This is a genomic window from Vagococcus humatus (assembly GCF_003950325.1).
GTDB lineage: Bacteria > Bacillota > Bacilli > Lactobacillales > Vagococcaceae > Vagococcus_C > Vagococcus_C humatus.
This window is the reverse complement of record NZ_PXZH01000004.1, coordinates 81,727-106,307: the sequence shown is the minus strand read 5'-3', so window position 1 is coordinate 106,307 and position 24,581 is coordinate 81,727. Positions and strand designations below refer to the sequence as shown.

Sequence of the window (24,581 nt, the reverse complement as noted above, 5' to 3'; positions counted from 1 at the left end):
TATTTATGAACGAAAAGAAAGAATCTTATCTTTTTCTTAATTTTTAATCATTCTTGCTATATAATGAAAGAGAAACAAGAAAATACTCGAAGGGAGTACTGTAATTATAATGACATCTACTACACGCCGCTGTTTATATGAAAAAAGTCACTCAATGATTCCCACTGTGAAACAAGGGTTATCATTTTTAGGTTTAACGATGTTTTGCTCCACTTTTACTGTGCCGCAATTTTTGTCACCTGTTTATGCTGATGAGTTAGATAAGACAAAGACTGAACAAACTGTTGATGAGGTAGCTGGTGAGTCTTCTAAGACAGATGATACTCAACAGTCTCTTTTGAAAGAAGAACCTGTCCAAACAGTTACTCCTGAAGTTGTTCAGCCTATGCCAAACTATACGGCTCGGATGACTCCAGCAACCTTTATTCAACAAATTGGTCCGTTAGCTCAGTCTGTTGCTGCTGCCAATGATTTATATGCGTCTATTATGATTGCTCAAGGAATTTTAGAAAGTGGTTGGGGAACCAGTGTTTTAAGTGCTAGTCCTAATCATAATTTGTATGGAATAAAGGGTAGTTATAATGGCCAAAGCGTTGTCATGCAGACAAAGGAATTTTTAAATGGTCAATGGGTAACTATTCATGATAGTTTTAGGAAATATCCTTCTTATCAAGAATCTTTACAAGATAATGCCAACGTTTTAAAAAATACGTCTTTTTCGCCAGGTAATTATTTTTATTCAGGAGCTTGGAAAAGTCGGACCAATAGTTACCGTGATGCTAGTCAGTGGTTAACTGGTCGTTATGCAACAGATCCTGGTTATGCAGGGAAATTAAATCGGTTAATTGAAGCACATCAATTAACTCGTTTTGACACCCCAGGAGGTAATTTAGGAGAAAGTGTTCCAGATGACTCTAATAATCAAGAATTACCAGATCCTAAGCCAGGCATTCATAATCCAGCTGGTCAAACATATACAGTTATTTCTGGGGATACTCTTTACCGAATTAGTCAAAAATTTGGTGTGAGTTTAAGTGAGTTAAAGTCTTGGAATAATTTAACTAGTGATGTTATTTATGTAGGTCAAACGTTAGTAGTAAGTAACAGTGATCAACCAACGACTCCACCAGAAACAACTTCACCAGAGACAAATAAGCCAGAAGAAAGCAAACCCACTCCAGAGAAACCTGTTCAAGGGAAAATTTATTTAGTGGCTGCAGGAGATAATTTATATCGCCTTGCACAAAAATTCAATATCAGTTTAAGTGATTTAAGAGCTTGGAATAATTTAACTAGTGATACGATTTATATAGGGCAACAGCTAATTGTTGGAGCTCAAACAATCGGAAATCAACCGGCTCCTTCGAAACCAACTGAAACTAAACCAACCCAACATAACAAGTACCAAGTAGTTCAGGGAGACACTCTTTACCGAATTAGCCAAAAGTTTGGAGTAAGTGTGCCGCAGTTGAAATCTTGGAATAATTTAACAAGTGATGTTATTTATGTTGGACAAACATTAAGGATAGGTCAAGGAAGTGCTTCTCAGACTAATCCAAATCAACCAACTCCTTCGAAACCTAACCAAGTGAAAAATTATCAAGTGGTTAAAGGAGATACTCTTTACCGCATTAGTCAAAAGTTTGGTGTAAGTTTAGCCCAGTTAAAATCTTGGAATAATTTAACAAGTGATGTTATTTATGTCGGACAAACATTGAAAGTTAAAGCGACCAAGACACAAGAAACACCTCATAATAATAAACCATCTACCCCAACTACTACTCAAGGTTACCGAGTGAAGAAAGGGGATACTCTTTATAGCATTGCCAAAAAAACTGGCATCAGCTTAGCAGAGTTAAAACAATTAAATGGAATGAAGAGTGACTTAATTTATGTGGGGCAATCATTAAAAGTGTTAGCTAACACTTCTTCAACACCTACTTCTAACCAAACGAATCAGACAGTTAAGCCAGATTCAACTAGCCAAGCAGTTTATAAAGTCAAAGCAGGGGATACTTTATATCGCATTGCTAAAGAGTTAAATATTTCTTTGCTTGATTTAAAAAATTGGAATCAGTTGCGTTCAGATGACATAGCTATTGGTCAAAAATTAGTGATTAAAGAAAATTCTAAAGTAGAGAAGTATCAAGTGAAAAAAGGGGATACTTTATTTAGGATTGCGTTAGAACATGGTTTGTCTGTGAAAGAATTAAAACAGCTAAACCAATTGAAAACAGAAGCTATTCAGATTGGCCAAATCTTACAGGTTAGCTAGACAATTCTTGCAATTTATTTAATTGTTTGCTAGTATGTATGTAATTATTAGAGAAAAGCAATGAATAGGAGTAGTAGTATCTAATCTTTGACTAAGAGAGTACATGGGGCTGGGAATGTACCAAAGAATTTACGAACTTACCTAGGAGCTGTATAGCTGACAAGGCTATGCCGGACAAAGACCGTTATTCTTTTGAGAGATAGCTAGTTAAGCTATAAATTAGGTGGTACCGCGTTAAAAAATGAACGTCCTATAGGAACTATTCAGTTCTTATAGGACTTTTTTATTATCTAAAGGAGGAAACACAATGGCTTATCAACACAAAGAGATTGAAAAATATTGGCAAAAGTATTGGGCTAAACATCACACATTTAAAACAACTGAAGATAAGGATAAGAAAAATTATTACGCTTTAGACATGTTCCCTTATCCATCTGGGCAAGGACTTCATGTAGGACATCCAGAAGGTTACACTGCAACAGATATTATGTCACGGATGAAACGTAGTCAAGGTTATAACGTGCTACATCCAATGGGGTGGGATGCGTTTGGTCTACCTGCAGAACAATATGCGTTAGATACTGGAAATGATCCAGCTGAATTTACGAAAAAAAATATTGAAGTTTTCCGTAAGCAAATTAATTCATTAGGTTTTAGCTATGATTGGGACCGGGAAATTAACACAACCGATCCAGGTTATTACAAATGGACTCAATGGATTTTTACTAAAATGTTTGAACATGATTTAGCTTATGAAGCAGAAATTCCTGTTAACTGGTGTCCTGCTTTAGGAACTGTGTTAGCGAATGAGGAAGTTATTGACGGAAAATCAGAGCGTGGGGATCATCCTGTCTACCGAGTGCCGATGAAACAATGGATGCTACGCATTACAAAATATGCTGACCGTTTAATTGATGATTTAGACTTAGTGAACTGGCCAGAAAATATTAAAGAGATGCAACGTAATTGGATTGGTCGTTCTGAAGGAGCAGAAATTAGCTTTAAAATTGATGGCTTTTCTGATGAAACTATCCAAGTTTTCACTACTAGACCAGACACTATTTTTGGTTCTACTTATTTAGTGTTAGCGCCAGAACTTCCTCTAGTTGAAAAAATTACAACGACAGAACAAAAAGCAGCGATTGATGTTTACGTTAAAGAAGCTGAAAAAAAATCTGAATTAATCAGAACAGATTTAGCGAAAGAAAAAACAGGTGTGTTTACTGGAGCCTATGCGATTCATCCTGTTACAGGTGAGAAATTACCAATCTGGATTGCAGATTATGTGTTAGGTTCATACGGTACAGGGGCAGTTATGTCTGTTCCAGCTCATGATGAAAGAGATTATGAATTTGCTCAGCAGTTTAATTTACCGATTGTGCCAGTAGTAGAAGGCGGAGATGTTACTAAAGAAGCTTATACTGGTGAAGGCAAACATATTAATTCTGACTTTTTAAATGGACTAGACAATGAAGAAGCCCAAGGGAAAATGATTGAGTGGTTAGAAGAGCATCAAGTGGGCCATAAAGAAATTAGTTACCGCCTACGTGACTGGTTATTCTCACGTCAACGTTATTGGGGAGAACCTATTCCAATTATTCATTGGGAAGACGGGACAACTACTGCTGTTCCTGAAGAGGAATTACCACTACGCTTACCAAAAGCAACAGATATCAAACCAAGTGGGACAGGGGAATCTCCTTTAGCTAATATTACTGATTGGGTTAATGTCGTTGATCCAGAAACAGGGAAAAAAGGTCGCCGTGAAACCAACACTATGCCACAATGGGCAGGTAGTTCTTGGTATTACCTTCGCTATATTGATCCACATAACACTGAAACAATTGCAGATCCTGAAAAATTAGAAAAATGGTTACCAGTTGATCTTTACATAGGTGGGGCAGAACACGCTGTACTTCACTTGTTGTATACTCGTTTCTGGCATAAATTCCTATATGATTTAGGTTTAGTTAAAACAAAAGAACCTTTCCAAAAACTTTATAACCAAGGAATGATTTTAGGTTCTAATAACGAAAAAATGTCTAAATCTAAAGGAAATGTTGTGAATCCAGATGATGTGGTAGAAAAATACGGAGCAGATACTCTACGTCTTTATGAAATGTTTATGGGCCCTCTTGATGCAGCGATTGCTTGGAGTGAAAAAGGGCTAGAAGGTTCTCGTAAATTCTTAGACCGAGTTTGGCGTTTAATTCTAGATGAAGACGGCGTTATGCGTGATAGAATTACCACATTTGATGATGGAAAATTAACGAAAGTTTATCACCAAACCGTTAAAAAAGTAACAGAAGATTATGAAGTGATGCATTTTAATACGGCTATTTCTCAGTTAATGGTGTTTGTAAATGAAGCTAATAAACAAGAAGCATTACCAATTCCATATATTGAAGGCTTTTTACAATTACTAGCTCCAATTGCTCCTCATATAGCAGAAGAATTATGGAACCGCACAGGACACGAAGGATCTATTTCTTATGTGCCTTGGCCAACCTATGATGAAAAAGAATTAGTAGAAGATGAGTTAGAAATTGTGCTACAAGTCAATGGAAAAGTTAGAGGAAAAGCGGTTATTGCTAGAGGAACTAGTCGTGAAGACCTAGAGAAAATAGCATTAGCCAATGAACATATTCAAGAAAATATTGCAGGCAAAACAATTCGGAAAGTGATTGCTGTTCCTGATAAATTAGTTAATATTGTCGCAAATTAATGAAAAAGAAATGAGAGGCTTTGGCCTCTTATTTCTTTTTTTATGCATTAGCCGAGAACACTCGCAACTTTATTCGTGTAGATGAATCGGCTTCGGTTGGAGTATAGCTTCAGCTAGGTTACACAACTGATATATATAATATTACAAACCTTTGTGAAATTTAACGATTACATATGTTAAACTATTTTCAAGGAGTTTTTTCATGTCAAAAGTACATCATGGTCGTGGATATGTCTACTCTAATTAATATCATTTAGTTTGGTGTGTAAAATATAGATACGTCTGTTAAAAAGTTATTAAAGCAAATGGCTTCAGATAAGGATATTAAGATCATTGAAATGGATTCAGACAAAGACCACGTTCAGATGCTTATTGAGTGTAAACCTCAACATTATATGCCAAATATAGTCAAAGCGTTTAAAGGTGTGTCTGCAAAAGAAATGAGGTGAATTGCCATGCTACGTCATAAAGCTTATAAGTTTAGATTATATCCAAATGTTGAACAAGAAATATTAATTGCTAAAACAATTGGTTCATCAAGATTTGTCTATAATCATATGCTAAATGCTTGGAATATTTCATACCAGGAAACAGGTAAAGGTCTGTCTTATGGTAAGTGTTCTGCCATGTTACCAGCTATGAAGAAATCAGATGATACATCATGGTTAAGAGAAGTAGATAGTATAGCATTACAATCCTCTATTAAAAATTTAGCGGAGTCTTTCGATAGGTTTTTCAAAAAACAAAATCGATCGCCTAACTTTAAAAGTAAGAAAAATCCAGTTCAAAGCTATATTACTAAAAATACCCATAACAATTTGGCTATTGTAGATAATAAGTTGAAATTACCTAAGCTTGGGCTGGTTAAATTTTCTAAGAGTCGTGAAGTTAACGGCCGTATTTTAAGTGCCATCGTCCGTAAAAATGCCAGTGGTAAATTTTTCGTTTCGTTACTATGTGAAGAGGAAATAACTGAATTACCAAAAAACAACAATAGTGTTGGAATTGACTTAGGTATTACTGATTTTGCCATTCTTTCTAATGGTCAAAAAATTGATAATCATAAATTCACGTCCAAAATGGAAAAGAAACTAAAATATGAACAACGCAAGTTGTCAAGACGTGCCATATTAGCTAAACAAAATGGTCTTGATTTGTTTGGAGCTAAAAATTATCAAAAACAAAGACGTAAAGTGGCGAAACTGTACGAGAAAGTAGCAAACCAACGTACTGATTTTTTGAATAAGTTAAGTACAGACATTATCAAAAATCACGATATTATCTGTATAGAAGACTTAAACACAAAAGGTATGTTGCGTAATCATAAATTAGCCAAAAGTATCTCTGATGTATCTTGGTCTAGTTTTGTAACTAAACTCCAATATAAAGCTGACTGGTATGGACGAAAAATAATCAAAGTGGATAAATGGTTTCCATCAAGTCAAATTTGTTCAGAATGCGGACATAAAGGTGGCAAGAAACCTCTCGAAATTCGAGAATGGACTTGTCCTGTTTGCCATACCCATCATGACCGAGACGTCAATGCTAGTCTCAATATCCTGATCGAAGGTCTAAGGTTACAAGAATTGGCATAAGTTAAGAACCGTAGGGACTACGGGTATAGCTTGGTAAATAAAAGACACCGCTGATAGTAAAGAAATACACTATCAAGTATGCTTTTTTCCCAAGAATCTCGTGACTTTAGTCATGAGAGGTTCAAGAAAGGACAGAAAGAGAGAGAGAATTATCTTTTAAAAGAGATTGCATTCAATCTGAATAACCATTACAATAAATTCAGTATAATTTCGAGAAAGTTGGGTATAGATAATGGAATATCCAGAATTTACAGAAGAGCATCAACAATTAGACTCGAAACAGAAGATGGTAAAAGGATCTATCTGGATGACAGTCGGCAGTTTTGTATCCCGTTTTATGGGAGCGATTTATATCATTCCTTGGTATATGTGGATGGGAGAAAACGCTAAAGTTGCTAATACTTTATTTAATAAAGGCTATAATATTTATGCGTTATTTCTAATGATTTCCACTGCAGGAATTCCAGGAGCGATTGCTAAACAGATTTCTCACTACAACTCGTTAAATGAGTACAAAGTGAGCAAAAAGATTTTTCAAAAGACGATGTTTGTCATGGTTGGTTTAGGGGTTATCTTTTCTTCCGTCATGTTTTTTTCAGCCCCTATTCTTGCTGATGGTAACCGAGAGCTTATTCCAGTAATGAGAGCTCTTAGTGCCGCTATTTTAGTCTTTCCTAGCATGAGTGTTGTGCGTGGGTTTTTCCAAGGGTATCATGATATGATGCCTTCAGCTATTTCCCAAATGGTTGAGCAGTTTGTTCGAGTGCTGTACATGTTAATTGCGACTTATCTGATTATGAAAGTCGGACAAGGAGATTATGTTTCAGCAGTCACTCACTCTACTTTTGCAGCGTTCATTGGGACATTAGGAGCTTTTGCTACCTTGTTTTGGTTCTATCAAAAGTACGGGGAACGCATGGCTTATCTAGAAGAAAATAGTCGAGATGAAATTCAAGTTTCAACATTTGGCATGTTAAAAGAAATTGTGGTAGAAGCGATTCCTTTTATTATTATTGGATCAGCGATTACGATTGTAAAAATTTTTGATCAGTACACATTTGAACGAACCATGTCTACTTTCACTAACTATTCTTCTCGTCAACTAGCTGAGTTATTTAGTCTGTTTAGTGCCAATCCAGACAAACTGACGATGATCACGATTTCCATAGCGACCTCGATTTCTGTAACCGGTCTGCCCTTAGTTACAGAAGCCTTTACTATTCAAGATCATAAAGGCTTATCTAAATTGGTAGGGGACAATATTCAGTTGTTTTTCTTTGTTATGTTACCAGCTACTTTTGGGATGATTATCGTAGCAGAGCCTTTAAATACGTTGTTTTATAGTTATGATTCCCTAGGGACAGCTTTATTAGTAGAAGCTTGTTACACAGGAATTATTTTAGGTCTTTATATGTTGTTTGCTTCAACTCTTCAAGGTTTATATGGAAATAAAGAAGCGATTTTTTATTTAGTTATTGGCTTTGCAGTTAAAGTTCTTTTACAATACCCTTTTATCAAACATTTTGAGGTATTTGGTCCTTTATTAACGACTTCCATTGCCTTTTTAGTAGCTACATTACTTACAGCAAACAAAGTACACCAAATAACTGGCTTCAAGATAAACTTAATAGCTCGCCGAGTATTATTGATGGCGATTTTCACAAGTATAATGTGTGGGATAGCTGTTTTGGTTCGTAAAGTTAGTTACTTGGTTTTATCACCAACTAGTAAGGGACAGTCCTTCTTAATCGTGGTACTAGTCGGCGGAATTGGTGCCTATGTGTATACTTACTTGGTACTAAAAGTTAAGTTAGCGGACCAACTATTAGGTTCTCGTGTTAGTAAATTAAGAGATAAATTGCATATTCGGAGTATTTAAGAACATCTTTAAGGTGTTCTTTTTGATTAGAAGGAGGAAATTATGCGCTTAGATAAATTTTTAAGTCATACAGGTTTTGGTAGTCGGGCAGAGGTAAAAAAATTAATTAAAAAAAAACAAGTAGTAGTTAATGGGCAACTCGCTAAAGAAGTCAACAAGCAAATTGATGAGTATCAAGATGTGATACAGGTAGGGGGAGAAAAGGTTGTCTATGAAAAATTTGTGTACTATCTGTTAAATAAACCTGCAGGAGTGATTACCGCAACAGAAGACAAACAGCATAGAACAGTCTTAGATTTGCTGTCACCAACAGATTGGCAAGAGGATTTATTTCCAGTAGGTCGACTAGACAAAGATACCACTGGCTTATTAATTATTACTAATGATGGCAAAACGGCTCATGACTGGTTATCTCCTAAAAAACACGTCACTAAGGTTTATCAAGCCCTAGTAGAAGGGGTTATGACGAAGGAAGATCAACAGGCTTTCTCCTCTGGCATGGTGTTAAGTAACGGAGAAGTCTGTTTACCTGCTGAGTTAACTCTTTTACAGATAGATACTGATAAACAAGAATGTTTAGTAGAAATTAAGTTGTCTGAAGGAAAGTATCATCAAGTAAAACGTATGGTGGCAGCTTGCGGAAAACATGTAAAGCAGTTGCACCGAAAACAAATGGGGAATTTAGTCTTGCCAGAAGATTTAAAGCAAGGGGAGTATTGTAAAATGGATCCTCAAAAGATTTAAAGCATGAAAGGATTAACTTTCATGCTTTTTCATTTCAGAACTAATTTGTTGAATAATATCAGTGGGTAATGCTACATAAGCTGTTTGCCCAATTTTTTCACCTAATAAACTATGTAGGTAAACCGCTCCTAACAAAGTTTCAGTAGTAGGGGGAAATTGTGCGGTAAAGCCACTAATGATCCCTACTAAGGTATCTCCCATGCCTCCAGTAGCCATAGCAGGAGTTCCAGAGATGTTTTGATAAACCGTGTCACTGGTATATATTTCTGTTCCATGTTTTTTTAATACGACTGTCATGTTTAGTTCTTTTTGTTTTTGACTATTTAGTTCTTCTGTTTGATTTGAAATAGGTAGTTGACTAATTCTTTCCCACTCCATTTGGTGAGGAGTTAAAATAATTTGTTTATCTTGGCATAAATTCAGTAAGTTTGGATAGTGAGCCAATAAAGTAATAGCAGATCCATCAATGATCGCTACTTGTTTTTTAGATAACAACTGAAGAGTTAAACTTAATAACTCTAAGCTATAAGCATCTGTTCCTAATCCTGGACCAATCGCTATTACATTCATCTCAGGCAAAAGTGATGCTAAGCGTTTCTTTTTAAACCAATCTACTACCATCGCTTCGGGTAATCTGGCATGTAAGGGGCTGTGATTGTGAGGGTGAGTCACCACTGTTACCAAGCCAGCTCCAGTATGGACACAAGCTTCAGCCGCCATCATAATAGCTCCGCCAAATTCTTCACTACCTCCAATTAAACAAACTCGACCGTAATTTCCTTTATGAGAATGTTTCGCTCTTTTTCTAATGACTTTTTCCAATATATGTTCTGAAATTTTTTCCATTAGACTGCCTCCTTCAGATAAATCACCACAAAAATAAAAAATGTTTGTTCTTTATCCTTTCTTATCATTTAAGTATATGATAAATTAGAATAAATAGGAATAGGAGTGAAGATTATGACAATTGATTGGAAAAAAGAAGTCGAAGCTCGTCAAGATGATATGTTCCAAGATTTATTTGAATTAATGCGTATTCCCAGTGTACGTGAAGACGACAAGGGGACAAAAGATGCACCTTTAGGACCTGGTCCAAAAGATGCTTTATTAAAATTCTTAGAATTTGGTGAGCGAGATGGCTTTATCACTAAAAATGTAGATAACTTAGCAGGTCATATTGAGTTTGGTGAAGGTGACGAAACATTAGGTATTTTCGGTCACGTTGACGTTGTCCCAGTTGGAACTGGTTGGGATACTGATCCTTTTGAACCAATTATTAAAGAGGGTCGTTTATATGGCCGTGGCTCAAGTGATGACAAAGGCCCAAGTATGGCAGCTTACTACGGTATGAAAATCATTAAAGAGTTAGGCTTACCTGTGTCTAAAAAAGTTCGCTTTATTATCGGAACCGATGAAGAAAGTGGCTGGACATGTATGGACCGCTATGTAGAAGTAGAACCAAAACCTGATTTTGGTTTTTCTCCAGATGCTGAGTTCCCAATTATCAATGGTGAAAAAGGGAATACCACTATTTTATTAACAACTGGTGGCTCAAATGGTGAAGCTTACCGCTTAGAAAGCTTTACAGCAGGTCTTCGTCCCAACATGGTACCAGAATCTGCTACAGCAGTTGTAACTGTTTCTGATGAGGCAGCAATTGCTTCAATGAAACAAGCCTTTGATGCTTATGTTGAAAAAGAACCTGTAACAGGTGAATTCTCACAAGAAGGCAATAAAGTGACTATCCTAATTAAAGGTAAATCTGCTCACGGTGCTAGCCCAGAGTCAGGTATTAACGGTGGAACATACTTAGCAAACTTCTTAGATACATTTGCTTTTGAAGGAGATGCTAAACACTTTATTCATTTAGTTAGCGAATATATTCACGGAGACACTCGTGGTCATAAGTTAACCATTGCTCACACAGATGATATTATGGGTGAATTAACAGTAAATGCTGGTATTTTTAATTTTAAAGCAGATGGAAAAGATAACGCAGTTACATTGAATATTCGTTATCCAAAAGGTATTACATCAGCGGATATGGTTGAAAAATTAACGGCTCTTGTAGCAGATACAGCAGGAGTTCAAGAAGTATCCACTACTCTTCCTCACTATGTACCAGAAGATGATCCATTGGTTCAAACGTTATTACAAGTTTACCGTGACCATACTGGTTTAGAAGCTAAAGGAAAAGTTATTGGTGGTGGTACATTTGGTCGCTTATTAGATCGTGGTGTTGCTTACGGGGCTATGTTCCCAAATAGTATCGATACTATGCACCAAGCAAATGAATTTATGGCAATTGATGACTTAATGAATGCAGCAGTTATTTATGCAGATGCTATCTATCGTTTGATTAAATAATTGGATGAATGAGTAAAAAGACAGCTATCTTAGGATATGCTGTCTTTTTTTAGCAGTGCTAGGCTTTTTAGTGGTCTAAAATAAAGTAAAAAGATGAAGGTGGGCCAAGCTATGAGTAATCAATTTCAATTAAAAGTAGCGGAAAAAGAAGAGGATTTTTTAAAAGATTTAGCAGGATTAATTGGGATACCTAGTGTGCAAACAAATCCTAAAGAAAAAAGTCATAGTTTAGCTTATATGCTAAATCTAGCTAAGCGAGATAACCTAATGACTCAATCTTTTTCTGGTCAGTTAGGCTATATTGAATTAGGAAACGGAGAGGAAACTTTAGTTCTTTTCGGTCATTTAGACGTGTCCCCTTGTTTAAAAGGGTGGCAGACGCCTCCTTTTGAATTAGTGGAAAAAGAAGACAGGCTATATGGTTGTGGTGTTACAAGTGATAAAGGCCCTACTTTAGCAGCTTATTACAGCATGGTGTTGCTAAAAGAAATGGGTCTTCCTATTGGTAAAAAAATTCGGCTAATTGTAAGCACCCACAAAGATTTAGCTTCCCCAGAACAATTAGCTACAACTAAAAAATGGTCAATAGCCAGTAAAACATCTCCTAATGAGTGGCTATCTAAAAAGGAGTTACTCAGTCAAATAGAACAATTTGCTAAGGATATTTATCAATTAGTAAAAAAATAAGCACTGGATTTCTCCAGCGCTTATTTTTATTGAGTCATTTCAGCTTGTTGTTGCAAGTCTTCTACTTCAACCACTCGGTAATTTTTTTTCTCTAAATGTTCAACAATTGTTCGACATGTTTCTTCCGTTGTTCCAGCAGGTAAGGTAAATAACATACGTCTAATGTATTCATCTTGACCTACGTCCAATGTGATACAACTAGTAATGCTAGAATGTTTTGTAATAATTTTAGCGATGGTAGATAAATCTCCACGTTTACCTGTTGAAGCAACAGTGAGAACAAATCGGCCTTCTTTAACATCCCATGATTGTGCTAGAATATTTAATAGCTTACTATGAGTTAAAATACCATAGAAGTTTTGATTTTCATCTAATACAGCAATATAAGGTAATTCTTTGATGGTAAAGAAGATTTTAAAGAAAGAAGACGTTAGATAAATATACTTAGTGGCATTTTTTAACAAGTGAGTAACAGGTAGTTGCATGTCACCGCCATTTGATTTGTGACGATAAATGTGCATTTTGTAGATGTTTCCTCTAAAAATTTTACCTGTTTCATCTAAGATAGGGACACAACGATAACCAGATTCCTCTAAAATATTAAGAGCTTTCTCTAAGGTACAGTTTTCATCAACGGTAGTTAAATCTTTTTTTGGAATACAAACTTGTTGGATGAGCATCCTAAAACCTCCTTATAACTTTGTTGTATCTATAATAACATATATTAAATAAAAACTATAATGGCTTTTTATTAAGAAATAGAAATTTTTTATTATTTCAACTAATTATTGACAGTATTTCAATTAAATGGTAGTTTGTAAATAAGAATGCGAATTAGCAGGAGGAAGATAAGATGGCTGGTAAAAAGGCATCATTAGCGTGTTCTGTCTGTGGCTCTCGTAACTATTCTAAATCAGTTAGTGAAGGCCAACGAACAGAACGTTTAGAAATTAAAAAATTCTGTAAACATTGTCAACAACATACTTTACATAAAGAAACAAAGTAAGCAGAAAAGGAGTAACGTCAATGGCTAATTTTTTAAAGAGTGTCAAAGAAGAGATGCGAATTGTCACTTGGCCCACTAAAAAACAATTAAGAAAAGACGTGTCAACAGTACTTCAAACTACTGTTTTATATGCTATTTTCTTTGGTGTGTCAGACTATGTTATTGCATCAGTTATTAAGCTTTTTATGAAATAGGAAGAATGAAAAACTAGTCAGACACTTCTGTGAGTGTTATACTAGTTTTGAGCAAAAACTTCGGGGGAAATTCTGAGGTTTTTTTATTTTACAAGAAAGTAGGCTAAATAAAGCATGGAAACATTTGAAAGACAGTGGTATGTATTGCATACTTACTCTGGTTATGAAAATAAGGTAAAGACTAACTTAGAATCTCGTGCCCAAAGCATGGGAATGGAAGATTATATTTTTCGTGTGGTAGTACCGGAAGAAGAAGATCATGAAGTAAAAAATGGTAAAGAAAAAATTACTACTAGAAAAACTTTCCCGGGATATGTTTTGGTTGAGATGATTATGACAGATGATTCTTGGTATGTGGTAAGAAATACACCAGGAGTAACAGGATTTGTAGGTTCTCACGGAGCAGGAAGTAAACCAGCACCTTTGTTAAAAGAAGAAATTGAACATATCTTGCGTAAGTTAGGTTTAAGCACACGTCATCAAGAATTAGAGGTTGAATTAGGTGAAGTAGTGACGATTATTGAAGGAGCTTTTTCAGGTTTAGCAGGAACCATTACTGAAATTGATGAAGACCGTCAAAAATTAAAAGTGAATATCGATATGTTTGGTCGGGAAACGTCAACAGAACTTGATTTTGAACAAATTGACCGTATTGACTAATTAAATAGACTAAGTGAAAAAGTATGGATCTTGTGAGATTCATACTTTTTTTAGATTAAACAAAGTATAAATTTCTAATTATCTTTTTATATTTTCTTAAATGCTCGTAAAGCCTTATTCTATGTGCTTTCGAGTATTTTTACTGTAGGAAGATACTTCACGTTTCTTTGCATATTTCCTCATGTCTTAGCTGTCAGAAGTGGTAAATAAGTAGTAAATTCATTTGTACTACTAAGCAACAAGACGCTCCTGTTGCTTCTCTTTATTCAAGCGTTTCATTTCTGCCATTGCAGAATCGAATGTTGCATGTGCGTAATAGTTCAGCGTCATGGCTATATTAGCATGTCCCATAATGTACTGTAATGCCTTTGGATTCATTCCTGCATTTGCATAGTTGGTACAGAATGTATGTCGCAAACTATGTGGAGTGATGTGTGGCAATTTATCCTCGTTATACTTATTGTATTTCTTAACAAGACCTTTCATCATGCCGTTGTAATCACTTGCCACTTTTGGATAGTTCTTTCTATTAAGAAAGAGGAAATCACTATATCCATCAATCTCAACACGCTTATCATTCTTTCGATTCGCTAACACTCGCTTAAATGCTTGATAGGCTTCTTCAACCATAGGAACTTGACGTTCGCCACTTTTGGTCTTTGGTGTTTCAATGTAGTACCCAATTTCAGTATCTCTCAATAGCTGATGGTCTATATTGACAAGACGATTCTCAAAATCTAAATCTGGAAGTGTCAAACCACCAAACTCTGAAATACGAAGACCTGTTTTTAAGAGTATCAGAATTTCATCATAATTTTTGCTGTAGGTTTTATCAGCTTTTGCAAAGGCTAACAGTTTTTCTTCCTGTTCTTCTGTTAGTACGGTCTTAGGGACAGTATCATCATCAAGAACTGCTTTCAGTTGAAAGTCAAATGGATTCTTCCGAACACAATCATCTTGTATAGCAATATAGAATGAAGCCTTTAAAGAACGTTTGTAGTTATTGATGGTTTGATAAGCATAACCATTTTCACTCATTCTAATAGCCCATTCTTTAGCGTCTGATGGCTTAATACTGTCAATACTTCTTACACCTAACTTGTCTTTCTTCAAAATATCCATAAGATATTTGCGTCCAGTTTCAGTGTTTTTTCTAACCTTTGGTCTTTGAGCGTTCTGTTTTGCGTAAAGCTGGCAGAGTGTCATTTTCTTTCCTACAACATCAATACCATCATGAATGTCTTTCTGTAACTCTGCGATTTTCTCTCTAAGTGAGATACAATCACGCTTTCCTGCTGGTACTCGGTCTGTAGCCACAAGTTTCCACGAGTAAACAAATTGCGGTTCTCCAAATGAATCTATATATTTGTATAAGTATCTTCCGTCTTTTCGTTGGCTCTCTCCAGTCTTTAAGATTCGACCTTTATTGTCACGTCTTTTTTCTGACATGGCATTTGCTCCTTTCCTTTATGGAAAGAGCCTTGATACGACTTAATACTATTTTATCATATACAAGACCCTTTGGCGACGCTAGATTGCGTCCAATGTATCTATAATTTTTTCAAATTGTTTTCGTTTAATCTGAATACGATTGCCATTCATAATCAGCCAATTTGCATTTTTATTTTCCTCTGCCAAGCGTCGTAGCTTGTTTTCGCCAATACGAAAATATTTTGACGCTTCTTCAATGGTTAGGGTATAACGTTCCCAAATAGGAATGTCAGTCTGCTTCATAAAATCCTCCTTTCCAAATCACTTATTTGGATTTCATAAAAGTTGTTTTACCAGCAATCGAACAGCTTTAGCAAAGCTCACGGGAGTTCCACCCCTGCATGGTTCTCATGTAGCCATACTCATTGCCTGCGACGGTTTTATCACGCTCGGACTATTGACTGTATGGGAGTATCATTATCACGATAAGAATGTCGTTGCAGGCAATCCTGCTAAAGATTGCTTCTCGGATCACTAACATGAATCGCTCGCTATCTTTATAAGATATGTCATGGCGGTTAGTTCCGTTGGCTCTTTTCTTATCGAAACGTATTCGATTACTTTTATTCAGTTTTCAAAGAACAATGGCTCGTTAGCCTATCAAAACACATTGAAAGCTCAATATGCTTTGGTGGAATAACAAACCTCCCTGTTCGGGAAGCGTGGAATGGTTTAGCACGCTTCCACGAAAGGAGAGAGGATATTACTTAATTTCAAATGACAAAATCTTTGTAATCAGTCTGGTTTCCATTCTTCCACGTAAGACTTCATCAACGACCATACTTTGATTGCCATATTCATCTTTCATAAGTCGTAGGGAACGCTTCGTTATGTACCCTCTGTAATGATGTAGAATCTGGTTAATCGCTTCGGTATCGCCATCTGTTGCCTTTACAATGAGAGGAAAGGGAATCATAGGATATTGTGTTTTCATTCTTCAAATTCCTCCATAAACTTTTTAATTAAGGCTAGTCCACTGGTTCTATGCCGATAGACAGTAGAACGGTTCAATTTCAACAGGTCTGCAATTTCTGAATCGCTCATGTCCATAAAGTAAAACAGCAGTAGAATTTCACGTTTCTTGTCTGGCAACTCACGTAATGCTTCACTCAACAAATCATTTTCAACGCCTACTGATAACCCATTGAGTGTAAAAATCTGAAAGTCAGTTGAATAGTTATCTGTTGTCGCAAACTGGCTAACAAGATAATCGCCAACATCCGAAAAGGACACCTCACGCTTTGCAATCCTTGAAAGATAAAGCATATAATTCTTTCGCTCGTCTTCCATAGCACGTTTACAGATATAGTCAAACTGATTTTCTATTGTGGTCTGAAAAGAAGATGGTTTCATGTTTCTCACCCCCTTTCTGTCTAGGAAAGGAAGTGAGCCTTGCTCGTTTATCTCCTTTCACTCTTAGTCCCAATGTGAAAGGGGGATTTGTTGCATTACTGATAAATAAACTTTGTAAAAAAGTTCTGAATAGCCAAAAAAGCATATAAACAGATTTATTTCTCTGTTTACATGCTTCTGTTATTCTATCTATATGATTTATAAAACCACATTGGTGGACGTACTTATCTATTGCAGATAGACGACTTTTTTTGACAAGAACCCAATGTAAGGAAATTTATTGTATATGATGTACTTCATGGCGACGTTGACCTCCAACAAACCGCCATTTGGAAGTAATATACAATATTTTAACAGCGTAAATAGCACTACCATATAACGGTTTTTTTTATTGGCGTTTAGTAGTGCTTTTTATTAAATATAAACCTATAAACCATATAACACGTTTTTCTATACCTGTTTTTAATTCAGTAGGAACAATAAAATGTATAGAGGTGGTCTACTATGCGTAAAAAAGAAGATAAATATGATTTTAGAGCCTTTGGTTTAGCCATTAAAGAAGCTCGATTGAAACGAGGTTTAACTCGTGAACAAGTGGGAGCATTGATTGAAATTGACCCACGGTACTTAACTAATATTGAAAATAAAGGGCAACACCCCAGCATACAAGTTCTTTATGACCTTGTATCGTTACTTCATGTTTCCGTTGATGAATTTTTCTTACCTGCTAATAACTTGGTAAAAAGCACCCGACGATTACAGATAGAGAAATACATGGATAGCTTTACAGACAAAGAACTATCCTTAATGGAATCTTTAGCCAGCGGTATCAACGAAGCAAGAAACATCGAAGACTAATTAAAAGAATCCATACATAACGGAAAGAGCCGATAAAATGAGATTGTATTAATCTCATTTTATCGGCTCTGCGTCTTTGCGTCTGGCTCTGTAATCACAGTTACTTTGAACTGCTTTATTTCAATTAAATTTTCTTGTCTGCATTTCGGACAATAGAGGGGGAATTTTTTTAATTCAGTATCTTCCCTTATCTTTAATCGTGTTTTATTTCCACATACAGGACACAATATCCACTTGTAGTTTATAATAACTATCTCCTCCTTTACACTTTAATTCAAATCTTTATTAAAAAATATTTCATCTTATTTAACAAGAAACCATATTTATATAACAACATAAAATACACTAAGTTATTTTATTGAACATATATCGTACTTTATCTATCCGACTATTTGGACGACGGGGCTGGCAAACAGGTTCACCGGTAGTAACATGGTACCCTTTTAACTCTGTTAAACAAACACTACGTCCATTTGTAAAGAAAGTTAAATCACTACGATATTCTTGAATACACCGAGCAGGGATTTCTCCACTAAGAATGACCTCATTATTTTTCAATTGAGTGTCTACGATGTTCGCACAATATTTAGGAGCATCGTTGTATGCTCGTGAAAGATATTCCTGTGGCGCATAAATTTTAAAACTAAGATATGGCTCTAACAATTCTGTTCCAGCTTTTTTTAAGACTTGTTCCAATACAATAGGAGCAAGCATCCGAAAATCTGCTGGGGTACTAACAGGGCTATAGTATAAGCCATACTTAAAACAGATTTTACAGTCCGTCACATTCCAACCATACAATCCTTGTTCACAACCATAGCGTATCCCTTCCATAACTGCATTTTGAAATGATTGATTTAAGTATCCAAGAGAAACCGAGCTCTCATACTGCATTCCACTTCCCAACGGAAGCGGTGATACAGATAAACCAATGGAAGCCCAGAAAGGATTTGGCGGCACTTCGATGTGAATGGTATATTCTGCATTTTTTAACGGTCTCTCCATATAAATGACTGTAGGCTCTTTTAGTTCTATCTCCACATGATACTTTTCTTGCAACAGTGCACTAATCACTTCCATTTGTACTTTCCCTAAGAAAGAAAGTATAATTTCATGTGTCGTAGAATCCACGTAATATCGTAGAAGCGGATCACTATCTGAGATTTCCAAAAGGGCATCAAGCAACATTTCTCTCTGTTCAGGTTTACTCGGTTCAACAGTTGTTTGTAGTAGAGGGTGCGGATTTTCAATCTTTTTTCTCTGTGGCAATAGTTTTGTATCTCCAAGAACACTATTTAACTTCAAAAACTCATTTTGCAAAATAACAATTTCTCCAGAATAAGCTCTATCAATCTTACATAATTCACCATTTATTGAAGTATACATTTCTGTAACTTTTATTTTTTCTTTTTCTGATACTCTAACCGAATCTCGTAAATGTAGTACTCCACTATAAAGGCGTATATATGCAAGACGTTGTCTTTTTTTTGTATATTCAATTTTGAAAACATTTCCGCAAAGTTCAGACGGACCTCGATGTGTTGATGAATAAAATTTATTAGTAATAACTTCTATAAGGTTATCAATCCCTATATTACTTTTTGCACTTCCATGATAAAGAGGGAACAGAGAACAATTCTGAAATCTTATGCTTTCCTCTTGTTCGAGTTCCAATGCTTCTAATGATTTACCGGACATATATTTCTCTAAAAGGTCATCGTTTCCCTCTATTACCGTATCCCATTGTTCAGATTCGGTAAAGTTCGTCACACACACATTAGGATACAGTTCTACCTTCTGTTTGATTACAATTTCGGCAGAAAGTTTCTCTTTAATATCCTGATAAACCGTTGATAAATCAATTCCATTTTGGTCAATCTTATTGATAAAAAAGATTGTGGGAATCCCCATTTTCCTAAGTGCATGAAATAATATACGAGTTTGTGCTTGTACGCCATCTTTTGCAGAAATCAGTAGAATTGCCCCATCTAAAACTGATAATGAACGATATACTTCTGCTAAGAAATCCATATGTCCTGGCGTGTCTATGATGTTCACCTTCGTATTTTCCCACTGAAAAGAGGTTATTCCTGTCTGAATTGTAATTCCTCTCTGACGTTCTAAAAGCGTATTATCCGTCCTCGTTGTACCTTTGTCCACGCTTCCTAATTCTGTAATCGCTCCACTGTTATATAATAAGCTTTCTGTTAAGGTAGTTTTTCCTGCATCAACATGAGCTAAAACTCCAATATTAATAATTTTCATGTGATTTTCCTCCATTCAAAAGCCCAAAAGGGCATAAAAATCCCAGTGATAAATACTCTTATCACTGGGATTTTTATGCATAACCATAGGCATACAAAGCATACAGATATTCTCCGGATACTTTAGAATCACATGATAAAGGTATTCTTAAACTGGGTACAAAAAACTAAGCCCTCCTAAAAAAGGACATCCAATTATTTGTTCCCGCTATCAAATTGACAGTTTATTTAATAATACCTTGCCGCATATTTATTAACTCCTTTTAAATAGATACTTAAATAATAGCACGTAAGAGCATATTTGTAAAGGAATCTCCAATTTTTTATCAAAGAGAGTACGTGATTACAAAATAGCTGTAATAATGTACCAATATTTGTTATTCTATAATCTTCCAATTACTCCCGTTCTTTTCAAGTACCAAATCAAATTGAGATACCTGCGTTGCTTTGGTCTGCTGGTCGATATACTCCACTGTCAGCGATACCGTGACTTGATTATCCTTACGATTGTGAATAGGATTTACCAGTTCTTGAAAGATGTACTCTTTTCCGATTGGTTTTAATATCCCGTCATTCACATAGTAGGAAAGTTCACTGGCTGTCGCTGTAGGATAGAGCTTGAAGAACGTCGTTAAAAACTCATTGATTTCATTGGTTGTAATGGAATCAACCGTCCCCTCACTTTCAATGGCTTTTGGTTTATAACTTGATTTCTTAGGTATGTTGGTAATGGTCGGATTCTTAACCAGTACCATATTTCCAGAACCATCTACATAGACACTCACTATATAAGCAGAGTGGACGGTCTTTGTATTTTCTCCCTCTGTAATGAGCTGGTCTACACTGTAGGTTACATTAAACTCATTGTCGCCAGTTGGCTCTACCGTCCATATCTGAAATCCTCTTACAGAAGACGATACAGGAATATCTTTGCGTACTGTATCAACATTGAGAGCTTGAAGTTCATCTGTCAGATAGCCTTTTAGACTTTCCATTCGATTATCAATGGACTTATCGGATTGCTCCCATGAATAGTAGACTTTCGCAAAGTTCTCTACAAAATTTTCTACATGATGAGTATCAACGTATTCCTTTTCTATGATAGTTGTTTCGTGAATAGTATGAGTATCTATAGCTGTAAAGTGCTTGAATATCGCAAAGCTGAAACTAAGCCCTAAAAGTACCCACAAGGCAATCACAACCTTTTTATGAGGATTGACCTTATAGACACGAGGTTTCTTTTCCTTTGGTATCTGTTTTTCTTTATTCTGATTTTTTCTAAATTTCATCATTAAATCTTCCTTTCTCATTGTTTGATTCGTCCTGCTCCCACTAAATGCTGTTGCCAGTAGGGGCTTGTTAAGTCGGCATAACCGATTGGGTCGCCTGCATGAAACATACGGTTATTGCCAAGGTATATCCCAACATGAGTAATATAAGAGCCAGCGTTATAGGTAGAATGAAAGAAAACCAAATCGCCAGCTTGTGCTTCCGATAGTGGGATATGCTGGGTCACATCATATTGCTGTTGTGCGGTTCGTGGTAAGTTAATTCCAGCTTTTCCATACGTCCATTGTGTCAGTCCGCTACAATCAAAAGAAGTAGTCGGGGAAGCTCCACCGTAAACGTATCGCCAGCCCTCATATTTCAGTGCTTCGTCCATGATGGCTTGTACCGTATCATCATCAAACTCTGTTGTGACAAGATACTGCGTTACCAGTTGCACATAAAACATATTGCCATAGTTGTATCGCCAGCCCCCATTGATAGGTATGGCTATGGGATTGGGGTAAGACACTTTTTCGCCACCTGAATACTCTTTTGAGAAACTTTGAGCCAGTTCAAAGGTATATTTATTTCCACGATTAGCCACATACCCTAAGAAACCACCACCATAATTGTAGGACTGGATAACCGATTCTAAATCTACACTGAGCCTTTCGCTACTGGCTAATAATTCACTGAAATACTTCACACCTTGCTTAATGGATTCTTCTGTACTCAATGAATTAGGTGGAAGACCGAGGGATTCCGAGGACTGCATAACATCTTCCGCAGTACCGCCCGATTCCACCTGTATAATCGCAAGAAGTATGTTGACATATTCTTCAACGCCATATTCTTTGGCATATTTTTCTACCATAGGCTTATGAGCCAGCACTTCTGCGGAAACATTCACACCTCCATAATGAATATTGGAAATTCCGCTGTCCTGTTCATCTGAAAATAAAATGGCAACAAACAGAAGCAGTGAGAAGACCATCAAGAATAATCCAGAACCACCAATCACTAAAGTTTTCAACTTCATGGTTTCTTACCGACTTTCTTAATGGTGGCGGTTTTGATTGGTGGTCTACTTCTTGTATTTTGTAGTGGTACTCTTTGAACAGTAGACGGACGTTCTTTTGTGATTGGACGTTGTGAAGTTCTATCTGCTGTAGTGGTTGAAGTTGCTGGCTTTTGAACGGTTTTTTCTTGAACGGTATTGCCTTGGCGTTCCACTTTTGGACTTGAAAAATCGGACTTAACTGCTGGACGCTCTTGTTTGGCTTGTTGAGATTCCTTATATGAAGTCTGAATATTAGACTGTTTTGAGGTCTGTTCATCATGATATTGTTCTTGTCTTGTAGTCGGTCTTTCATGAACAGAAGAAGCAGGCTGTTTTTTCTGTTTGACCTGTTCCATTTCAGAGCGACGCTTCGCAATGGTTTTTCGCCTTTGTTCCTGCTGTTCCTTGCGTCCACTGGCTCTGTCCGCTTTGGTTTGAGAAATACTACTGGTTAAATCACGGACATTCTCTTTTACTTTGGATTTTCCTTGATATACTGCATATCTTGCATTGGTCGGCAAATCTTTAACCTGTTCTTTCAAACCACTAGCAGTGTCTACCATTCTGTCTTTGGTATCAGCTACTGTACCGATGGTTTGACCGATACGTTTTCCAAGTGTTGATTTTTCCTTTCCGTCTGGTCGGGAGTGATCTGCTTGTGTCCTTGCAGAACTCCCCGAACCCGACTGTCCTTTTTTACCTGTAACAATGGCAGACCCAGCCCCTAGAGTAGTCATGGAACGTCCAAGTTTCCGCTGTAGACGGTGCATGTGAGCGTGCATAAGCATACGAGGTTTTCTCATCACACGACTTCCCACACTTTGAGAATCGTTACTCTGTAGAGAAAACATACTCATTAAATCGCCCAGCTTGAAGTAGATTCCTGCAAAGGTCACAATCTGTAGAAAAGCAATCAAAAAGAACGGATAACCAGCCGATAAGGTATAGAGCATGGTTGAAATACTAAATGCTGTCGTAATAATCAATGTGATTCCAGCTCGTGTCAAAATGGTATTAAAGAGCTTTGTTATGGCTCGTTTTGACATACCATCAAATGATGGAATCATGCTTAAAATAAAGCTCACAGGCAGAAACATAGCATAGATGATAAAAAGTACCTGCGAGAAAATCATGATTCCTGTTAATAGGAATACAAATATGGAAATCCCAATATTGAAGACAAATAGGAAGAAGACTGTACCTAAACGGTTAATGGTCTTTGTAATGGTTAGATTGGTATTGCTTCTGTCTTCAATTTCTTCCGCAACAATTTTTTCTCTGTCTTCGCCATTGTTGGAATCTGGGCTGGTGGAGAGCAGGCTTTCCACACGGTCAATACCGATACTTTCAATGTCTGAACTGTTGTATTGAAGCAGTAGCCACGGTTGCTGAACCTGTATGGAAAACAGGCTATCTCTGATTAAGTCCACGCTGTCCTTGCCTTGACTATCGGAATGGGGCATGACAATCTTCGTGCCAAGTGATAAACTGGCATTACTGATGTCTGATGAAAAGTCATTGATTTTTTTAATGTAGTCGGGAGCGTAGGCAATAAAGGAAGCCGATAGGATAAACACCAGCACAAAATTCATAATGGCATGAATTGCCTTTGTGGTTTCTCTCTTTATCAGTCCCGTATAGGCAACATAAACCCCAAGAACCAAAATCAAGAGTAAGAGGAATCCAACATAGAAACCCTCTGTTGAAAATCCGTTTGCACTCACACCAGCTAAGGTCTGCATATTCTTACCAATGGAATCTGCTGTAGCGGAAATGAAGTCTAAGGAATAGGCTTCCTGTACTAAGTAACCTGTCGCATTGGAAACATACAAACTGATTGTCCAAATAAAATTGGTAATGGCATATAGTCCATACATGACCTGTTTTCCAATCCCGTCCGACCAGTTCCACGGAAGCCAGCCCCAGCTATTATCCACATAAAAATCCAGTTGATAGTTTTCAAGTGGGTATCGGCTGTATTCATTTGCCACATTGACCGTATCATCTACCAAGCCCGCAGCTTGAACCACCGTTCCCAGCATGGCTAAAAGAAAAATGGCAATCACAAGTGTGAAAGCCACTGTCATTGCCACTTTACCTAGACGTTTCAGTGTCCAGTTTGATTTTATTCTGTTTACTATTGATGGTTTCACA

Annotated in this window: 22 protein-coding genes, 2 pseudogenes and 1 other annotated feature; of the genes and pseudogenes, 12 read left to right on the top strand and 12 right to left on the bottom strand. The window is 36.5% G+C overall.

Translation table 11 applies throughout. The annotated features are described in order from the left end of the window. Window positions 1-109: 109 nt before the first annotated feature. From C7P63_RS08150 to C7P63_RS08125, 6 genes and pseudogenes are all read left to right on the top strand, one after another. Window positions 110-2,275 carry a LysM peptidoglycan-binding domain-containing protein gene (locus tag C7P63_RS08150; RefSeq protein ID WP_125943658.1) on the top strand — a complete coding sequence of 722 codons (2,166 nt, stop codon included), beginning with the start codon at window positions 110-112 and terminating at the stop codon, window positions 2,273-2,275. A gap of 51 nt (window positions 2,276-2,326) precedes the next feature. After that, window positions 2,327-2,531, top strand: a binding site (T-box leader). A gap of 51 nt (window positions 2,532-2,582) precedes the next feature. After that, complete coding sequence (leuS, locus tag C7P63_RS08145) at window positions 2,583-5,000, top strand: leucine--tRNA ligase (RefSeq protein ID WP_125943657.1); 2,418 nt, start codon at window positions 2,583-2,585, stop codon at window positions 4,998-5,000. Between the two features lie 329 nt (window positions 5,001-5,329). After that, window positions 5,330-5,437, top strand: a pseudogene (locus tag C7P63_RS08140) (transposase); the annotation flags it as partial. Between the two features lie 18 nt (window positions 5,438-5,455). Next, entirely contained in the window at window positions 5,456-6,595 is a 1,140-nt protein-coding gene (gene tnpB / locus C7P63_RS08135) for an IS200/IS605 family element RNA-guided endonuclease TnpB (protein WP_125943655.1), read from the top strand. A gap of 232 nt (window positions 6,596-6,827) precedes the next feature. After that, window positions 6,828-8,474, top strand: a complete 1,647-nt coding sequence (locus tag C7P63_RS08130) for a putative polysaccharide biosynthesis protein (protein WP_125943654.1) — start codon at window positions 6,828-6,830, stop codon at window positions 8,472-8,474. A 42-nt stretch (window positions 8,475-8,516) separates the two neighbouring features. Then, a complete protein-coding gene (locus tag C7P63_RS08125) occupies window positions 8,517-9,218 on the top strand; it encodes a pseudouridine synthase (protein ID WP_125943653.1) in 702 nt (233 codons plus the stop codon). A gap of 12 nt (window positions 9,219-9,230) precedes the next feature. Here the strand turns inward: C7P63_RS08125 and C7P63_RS08120 are convergent, their stop codons facing one another. Beyond that, complete coding sequence (locus C7P63_RS08120) at window positions 9,231-10,064, bottom strand: NAD(P)H-hydrate dehydratase (RefSeq protein ID WP_125943652.1); 834 nt, start codon at window positions 10,062-10,064, stop codon at window positions 9,231-9,233. Between the two features lie 114 nt (window positions 10,065-10,178). Here C7P63_RS08120 and pepV point away from each other — a divergent pair, with 114 nt between their 5' ends. Together pepV and C7P63_RS08110 are read left to right on the top strand one after the other, a co-directional pair. Then, a complete protein-coding gene (gene pepV / locus C7P63_RS08115; protein WP_125943651.1) occupies window positions 10,179-11,585 on the top strand; it encodes a dipeptidase PepV in 1,407 nt (468 codons plus the stop codon). Window positions 11,586-11,696: 111 nt separating this feature from the next. Then, window positions 11,697-12,272 carry a M20/M25/M40 family metallo-hydrolase gene (locus C7P63_RS08110; protein ID WP_165863804.1) on the top strand — a complete coding sequence of 192 codons (576 nt, stop codon included), beginning with the start codon at window positions 11,697-11,699 and terminating at the stop codon, window positions 12,270-12,272. A gap of 26 nt (window positions 12,273-12,298) precedes the next feature. On the opposite strand, the gene cbpA is transcribed toward C7P63_RS08110, so the two are convergent. Further along, on the bottom strand, window positions 12,299-12,952 hold the full coding sequence (gene cbpA / locus C7P63_RS08105) for a cyclic di-AMP binding protein CbpA (protein WP_125943649.1): 654 nt from the start codon (window positions 12,950-12,952) through the stop codon (window positions 12,299-12,301). Between the two features lie 173 nt (window positions 12,953-13,125). Here cbpA and rpmG point away from each other — a divergent pair, with 173 nt between their 5' ends. From rpmG to nusG, 3 genes are all read left to right on the top strand, one after another. Beyond that, window positions 13,126-13,278 (top strand): 50S ribosomal protein L33, encoded by a 153-nt coding sequence (rpmG, locus tag C7P63_RS08100; protein ID WP_125943648.1) that lies wholly within the window; start codon window positions 13,126-13,128, stop codon window positions 13,276-13,278. 20 nt (window positions 13,279-13,298) lie between these two features. Next, on the top strand, window positions 13,299-13,472 hold the full coding sequence (gene secE / locus C7P63_RS08095; RefSeq protein WP_125943647.1) for a preprotein translocase subunit SecE: 174 nt from the start codon (window positions 13,299-13,301) through the stop codon (window positions 13,470-13,472). Window positions 13,473-13,586: 114 nt separating this feature from the next. Then, window positions 13,587-14,132 (top strand): transcription termination/antitermination protein NusG, encoded by a 546-nt coding sequence (gene nusG, locus C7P63_RS08090; RefSeq protein WP_125943646.1) that lies wholly within the window; start codon window positions 13,587-13,589, stop codon window positions 14,130-14,132. Between the two features lie 231 nt (window positions 14,133-14,363). On the opposite strand, the gene C7P63_RS08085 is transcribed toward nusG, so the two are convergent. From C7P63_RS08085 to C7P63_RS08065, 4 genes are all read right to left on the bottom strand, one after another. Continuing rightward, the gene (locus C7P63_RS08085) at window positions 14,364-15,581 is read right to left on the bottom strand and encodes a tyrosine-type recombinase/integrase (RefSeq protein ID WP_001291561.1); all 1,218 of its coding nucleotides are present in this window, start codon (window positions 15,579-15,581) and stop codon (window positions 14,364-14,366) included. Window positions 15,582-15,662: 81 nt separating this feature from the next. Continuing rightward, window positions 15,663-15,866, bottom strand: a complete 204-nt coding sequence (locus C7P63_RS08080) for an excisionase (protein WP_000814511.1) — start codon at window positions 15,864-15,866, stop codon at window positions 15,663-15,665. A 460-nt stretch (window positions 15,867-16,326) separates the two neighbouring features. Continuing rightward, window positions 16,327-16,557: a helix-turn-helix domain-containing protein gene (locus tag C7P63_RS08070; RefSeq protein ID WP_000857133.1), complete on the bottom strand. Its 231-nt coding sequence runs from the start codon at window positions 16,555-16,557 to the stop codon at window positions 16,327-16,329. Further along, complete coding sequence (locus C7P63_RS08065; RefSeq protein WP_000804885.1) at window positions 16,554-16,976, bottom strand: sigma-70 family RNA polymerase sigma factor; 423 nt, start codon at window positions 16,974-16,976, stop codon at window positions 16,554-16,556. The genes C7P63_RS08070 and C7P63_RS08065 overlap by 4 nt, the downstream gene beginning before the upstream one ends. 504 nt (window positions 16,977-17,480) lie before the next feature. Here C7P63_RS08065 and C7P63_RS08055 point away from each other — a divergent pair. Beyond that, window positions 17,481-17,834 (top strand): helix-turn-helix transcriptional regulator, encoded by a 354-nt coding sequence (locus C7P63_RS08055; RefSeq protein WP_001227347.1) that lies wholly within the window; start codon window positions 17,481-17,483, stop codon window positions 17,832-17,834. A 59-nt stretch (window positions 17,835-17,893) separates the two neighbouring features. Here the strand turns inward: C7P63_RS08055 and C7P63_RS08050 are convergent, their stop codons facing one another. The 6 genes and pseudogenes from C7P63_RS08050 to C7P63_RS08025 form a co-directional block, all read right to left on the bottom strand. Then, window positions 17,894-18,061 (bottom strand): cysteine-rich KTR domain-containing protein, encoded by a 168-nt coding sequence (locus C7P63_RS08050; protein WP_000336323.1) that lies wholly within the window; start codon window positions 18,059-18,061, stop codon window positions 17,894-17,896. A 118-nt stretch (window positions 18,062-18,179) separates the two neighbouring features. After that, window positions 18,180-20,099 (bottom strand): tetracycline resistance ribosomal protection protein Tet(M), encoded by a 1,920-nt coding sequence (gene tet(M) / locus C7P63_RS08045; protein ID WP_000691749.1) that lies wholly within the window; start codon window positions 20,097-20,099, stop codon window positions 18,180-18,182. 15 nt (window positions 20,100-20,114) lie between these two features. Continuing rightward, window positions 20,115-20,162, bottom strand: a pseudogene (locus C7P63_RS10430) (hypothetical protein); the annotation flags it as partial. 313 nt (window positions 20,163-20,475) lie between these two features. Next, on the bottom strand, window positions 20,476-21,408 hold the full coding sequence (locus tag C7P63_RS08035; RefSeq protein ID WP_001224318.1) for a conjugal transfer protein: 933 nt from the start codon (window positions 21,406-21,408) through the stop codon (window positions 20,476-20,478). Beyond that, complete coding sequence (locus C7P63_RS08030; RefSeq protein WP_000769868.1) at window positions 21,405-22,406, bottom strand: bifunctional lytic transglycosylase/C40 family peptidase; 1,002 nt, start codon at window positions 22,404-22,406, stop codon at window positions 21,405-21,407. Before C7P63_RS08030 ends, C7P63_RS08035 begins: the two co-directional genes overlap by 4 nt. Further along, window positions 22,403-24,580 (bottom strand): CD3337/EF1877 family mobilome membrane protein, encoded by a 2,178-nt coding sequence (locus tag C7P63_RS08025; protein WP_000804748.1) that lies wholly within the window; start codon window positions 24,578-24,580, stop codon window positions 22,403-22,405. Before C7P63_RS08025 ends, C7P63_RS08030 begins: the two co-directional genes overlap by 4 nt. Window position 24,581: the final 1 nt, after the last annotated feature.